The following is a 4,384-nucleotide window of genomic DNA, read 5'->3' as shown; positions in this document are numbered from 1 at the left end:
CGCTTCGACAGGGACCCCTCCCACCTCGCGCGCCCGCGCCCGCGCCCCACGCCTCGCGCCCCGCCGTCCGACGGCCGGCGCTACCCGACCGCCCGGGCCGCCGCCCGTCCCGCCGTACGGCCCGAGAACAGGCAGCCGCCCAGGAACGTCCCCTCCAGGGAGCGGTACCCGTGCACGCCCCCGCCGCCGAACCCGGAGGCCTCGCCGGCCGCGTACACCCCCGGCAGCACCTCGCCGTCCGGCCGCAGCACCCGGGAGGACAGATCGGTCTCCAGTCCGCCCAGCGACTTGCGGGTCAGGATGTTCAGCCGGACGGCGATCAGCGGCGCGGCGCCCGGGTCGAGGATGCGGTGCGGGGCGGCGGTGCGGATGAGCCGGTCGCCGAGGTGGCGGCGGGCCCCGTGGATCGCGGTGACCTGGAGGTCCTTGGCGAAGGGGTTGGCCAGCTGCCGGTCGCGGTCCTCGACGGTGCGGCGCAGCTCGTCCGGGTCGATCAGCGGTTCGCCGGTCCTGGCGTTCATGCCCCGGGCGAGGTCGGCGAGGTCGCGGGCGACCACGAAGTCCCGGCCGTGCCGCAGGTGGCCCTGGACCGGGCCGGGGGCGCCGGGCAGCGCGCGCCCGAGCACACCGCGCACCGACTTGCCGGTCAGGTCGGGGTTCTGCTCGGAGCCGGAGAGGGTGAACTCCTTCTCGACGATCCGCTGGTTGAGCACGAACCAGGTGTACTCGTACCCGGTGGACATGATGTGTTCGAGCGTCCCGAGGGTGTCGAAGCCGGGGAACAGCGGGACGGGCAGCCGCTTGCCGCGGGCGTCCAGCCAGAGCGAGGAGGGGCCGGGCAGGATGCGGATGCCGTGCCGGGCCCAGATCGGGTCCCAGTTCTCGATGCCCTCGGTGTAGTGCCACATCCGGTCGCCGTTGATCAGGCTGGCCCCGGCCCGGCCGGCGACCTCCAGCATCAGTCCGTCCACGTGCGCGGGCACCCCGGAGAGCAGCCTGGCGGGCGGGGTGCCGAGCCGGGCCGGCCAGGCCTTGCGGACCAGGTCGTGGTTGCCGCCGATGCCGCCGGAGGTGACGATCACGGCCTGGGCGCGCAGCTCGAAGCTCCCGGCGGCCTCCCGCGAGCTGGCCTCGCCCCGGCCCACCGGGCTCGGCACCAGCACCTCGCCGGTGACGGTGTCGACGGCGCCCGCGGTGGCGGACAGCCCGGTGACCCGGTGCCGGAAGCGCAGGTCCACCAGGCCGCGCGCGGCGGCGGCGCGGACCCGCCGGACGAAGGGCGCCAGCAGCCCCGGCCCGGTGCCCCAGGTGATGTGGAAGCGCGGCACCGAATTGCCGGGCCCGTCGGCGAGGTAGCCGCCGCGCTCGGCCCAGCCGACCACCGGGAAGAACCGCACGCCCATGCCGTGCAGCCAGGAGCGCTTCTCGCCCGCCGCGAAGTCCACGTACGCCTCGGCCCAGCGGCGCGGCCAGGCGTCCTCGGGCCGGTCGAAGCCGGCCGTACCGAGCCAGTCCCGCAGGGCGAGGGCGTGCGAGTCGCGGATCCGCATCCGGCGCTGCTCGGGCGAGTCGACCAGGAAGAGGCCGCCGAAGGACCAGTGCGCCTGACCGCCGAAGGAGGCGGCGGGCTCCTGGTCGAGGAGGATCACCTTCCGTCCGGCGTCGGCGAGTTCGGCGGTGGCGGCGAGGCCCGCGAGGCCCGCTCCGATGACGATGACGTCGGCGTCCAGGGCCATGCGCAGTCCTCCGTCGGGGCTCGCGGTGGCGGCGCGTCCGGGACGCGCCGCCGCTGTGCGCCCGATACTGCGGTCTGCGGTGACGTCCGGTCAACCGGCGGGTAACAACCGCCCGCCTGAATTCCGCTCCGGGCCGTTTCGGAATTGCCGCCGGCAGTGGCGCGATAGCCGTTCGGCGCCCGGTGGGGCGAAATGCGGAATTCCGTCCGGGCCCGCCTGACGGAATGTCGGCAATTTCCGCGCAAACCATGGACGTCCGGGAAACCTGGCAGTAACTTACCTGCGAGTAGCTGTGGCCCGGCTCGATGCGACCCCCACCCGTCGTTTCTCTCCCCCAGGAGGAATCGTGCTCCGCCCTGCCCGGAAATCCCGGCACCTCCGGAATTCCACCGCGCTCGCCGCCGTCGCTCTCGGCGCCGCACTCGCGCTCACCTCCAGCAGCGCCCAGGCCGCCGGCGCCGCGCCGAAGCACTACGTGGCGCTCGGCGACTCCTACGCCGCCGGCGCCGGCGTGCCGGGCCAGTCGGCCGGTCTGTGCCTGCGCTCCGACCGCAACTACGGCCACCTGGTCGCCGCCGCCCTCAAGTCCGGCCGGTACACCGACGTCACCTGCTCCGCGGCCAAGATCAAGGCGATGACGCAGCCCCAGTACGACGCCTTCATCAGGGTCAACGACCCGCAGCTGGACGCGGTGACCGCCGACACCGACCTGGTCACCCTCGGGATCGGCGGCAACGACCTCGCGGCCAGCGACCTCGGCCTCGGCGAACTGGTCGCCACCTGCATCGCCGGCGCCGTCGTCAACCCGCTCGGCACGCCCTGCAAGGACGTCTACCACCACGGCCACTGGGACTGGAGCAGCATGTCCTGGCAGTACGGCACCGACGACCTGGCCGAGCGGATCCGCACCACCATCGCCCCGCAGCTGGCCGACACCCTCAAGCGCATCCACGCCAAGGCGCCCGGGGCCAGGGTGCTGCTGGTCGGCTACCCGTCCGTGCTGCCCGCCGACGGCTCGAAGTGCGTCCTGCGCCAGCCGGTGACGCCGGGCGACGTCGAGTACATGTACGGCGTGCTCAACAAGCTGAACGCCGCGCTGAAGTCCACCGCGGCCGCGAACGGCGCGACCTACGTGGATACCGCGACGCCGACCCTCGGGCACGACGTCTGCTCGGACGACCGCTGGATCGAGGGCGCGCTGCCCGGCTCGCCCGCCGTGCCGTTCCACCCCAACGCGACCGGCGAGCAGGTGATGGCCCAGGCGGTGCTCGCCGCACTGAAGTAGCGCGGCCGCGGCGCCCGCCCGGCGCGGCCCCCGGAAAGCCCCCGGAAAGCCCCCGGAAAGCCCCGAGGGGCCGGTGACCGAACCCCCGGTCACCGGCCCCTCGGTCCTGCGCGCCCTACTCGGACTTCGCGGAGGCGGAGGCGGAGGCAGCACCGGCGGCGGAAGCGGCGGCCAGCCCGGCCGACCACTTCTCCTCGACGTTGCCGAGCCTCCAGTAGGCGATCGCCGCGGCCCAGGTGAGCACGAACAGTCCGACGATGGCGTAGCCGACGAAGTTGAGGTCCAGTGCGCCGATCCAGGCGACCGGACCGCTGGTGATGTCCAGCTTCTCGCCGAGCAGGCCGATCAGCTCGATCGAGCCGATCACCAGCGCGACCAGCACCGACAGCCCGGTGACGGTCAGGTTGTAGTAGATCTTGCGGACCGGCTTGGAGAAGGCCCACTCGTACGCGAAGTTCATGAACGAGCCGTCGATGGTGTCCAGCAGGCTCATTCCGGCCGCGAACAGGATCGGCAGCGTGAGCAGCGCGTACCAGGGCAGCGAGAAGGCCGCCGCGCCGCCCGCCAGCACCAGCAGGGACACCTCGGTGGCGGTGTCGAAGCCCAGGCCGAACAGCAGGCCCACCGGGTACATGTGCCAGGGCTTGGTGACGGCCCTGGTGACCCTGCCGAGGATGCGGTTCATCAGCCCGCGCCGCTCCAGCTGGCGCTCCAGCTCCGCCTCGTCGTAGTCGCCCTCGCGCATCCGGCGGAAGACCTTGAGGATGCCGTTGAAGGCGCCCAGGTTGATCAGGCCGAGCAGCAGCAGGAAGGTGCCGGAGACGGCGACGCCGATCAGGCCGGTCATCTCGTGCAGCGTCGAGTCGTCGGACTCCACCTGGCCGGCCAGCGAGCGGATGCCGAGGGCCAGCAGCGCGCAGAGGCCGAAGACGATCGACGAGTGCCCGAGCGAGAACCAGAAGCCGACCGACAGCGGCCGCTTGCCCTGGCCCATCAGCTTGCGGGTGGTGTTGTCGATGGCGGCGATGTGGTCCGCGTCGAAGGCGTGCCGCATGCCGAGGGTGTAGGCGGTCAGACCCATGCCGGCGCCGAACACCTGGCCGCCGACGTCGTAGTGCTCGGGCTCGACCACCGCGAGCAGGGTGAACCAGCCGATGACGTGGAGCGCGAGGATGAATCCGCCCATTCCGGCCAGGCGGATCCACTCCTCACGGGTGAGCCGGTCGCGCCAGCGGGGGGCGGTCATCGTCGTGTCCTTTCGGTCGGGCGGTCGAAGCTGGGCCATCTTTCCGCCTCGGTGCGCGCAGTTGCAAGTCATGCGCAATTACGGATTCGTCCGCCCCCGGTCTCCCCCGGCTTCCAC

3 protein-coding genes are annotated in these 4,384 nt (G+C 72.7%); 1 reads left to right on the top strand and 2 read right to left on the bottom strand.

The window, feature by feature from the left end; all coding sequences use genetic code 11:
* Nucleotides 1-80 precede the first annotated feature (80 nt).
* Nucleotides 81-1,736 (bottom strand): FAD-binding dehydrogenase, encoded by a 1,656-nt coding sequence (locus tag ACIQOV_RS29470; protein ID WP_401053608.1) that lies wholly within the window; start codon nucleotides 1,734-1,736, stop codon nucleotides 81-83.
* A 346-nt stretch (nucleotides 1,737-2,082) separates the two neighbouring features.
* Here ACIQOV_RS29470 and ACIQOV_RS29465 point away from each other — a divergent pair, with 346 nt between their 5' ends.
* Nucleotides 2,083-3,021 (top strand): SGNH/GDSL hydrolase family protein, encoded by a 939-nt coding sequence (locus ACIQOV_RS29465; protein WP_401053607.1) that lies wholly within the window; start codon nucleotides 2,083-2,085, stop codon nucleotides 3,019-3,021.
* A gap of 115 nt (nucleotides 3,022-3,136) precedes the next feature.
* Here the strand turns inward: ACIQOV_RS29465 and ACIQOV_RS29460 are convergent, their stop codons facing one another.
* Nucleotides 3,137-4,267 (bottom strand): HoxN/HupN/NixA family nickel/cobalt transporter, encoded by a 1,131-nt coding sequence (locus tag ACIQOV_RS29460; RefSeq protein ID WP_401053605.1) that lies wholly within the window; start codon nucleotides 4,265-4,267, stop codon nucleotides 3,137-3,139.
* Nucleotides 4,268-4,384: the final 117 nt, after the last annotated feature.

This window comes from Kitasatospora sp. NPDC091257 (assembly GCF_044757675.1).
GTDB lineage: Bacteria > Actinomycetota > Actinomycetes > Streptomycetales > Streptomycetaceae > Kitasatospora > Kitasatospora lactacystinica.
Note: the sequence above shows the minus strand (reverse complement) of the source record. Positions and strands in the feature narration are given on the sequence as shown.

Coding starts and splice junctions, on each gene's coding strand:
- ACIQOV_RS29470 (WP_401053608.1), bottom strand. CDS start 1,736: ATGGCCCTGGACGCCGACGTCATCGTCATCGGAGCGGGCCTCGCGGGC.
- ACIQOV_RS29460 (WP_401053605.1), bottom strand. CDS start 4,267: ATGACCGCCCCCCGCTGGCGCGACCGGCTCACCCGTGAGGAGTGGATC.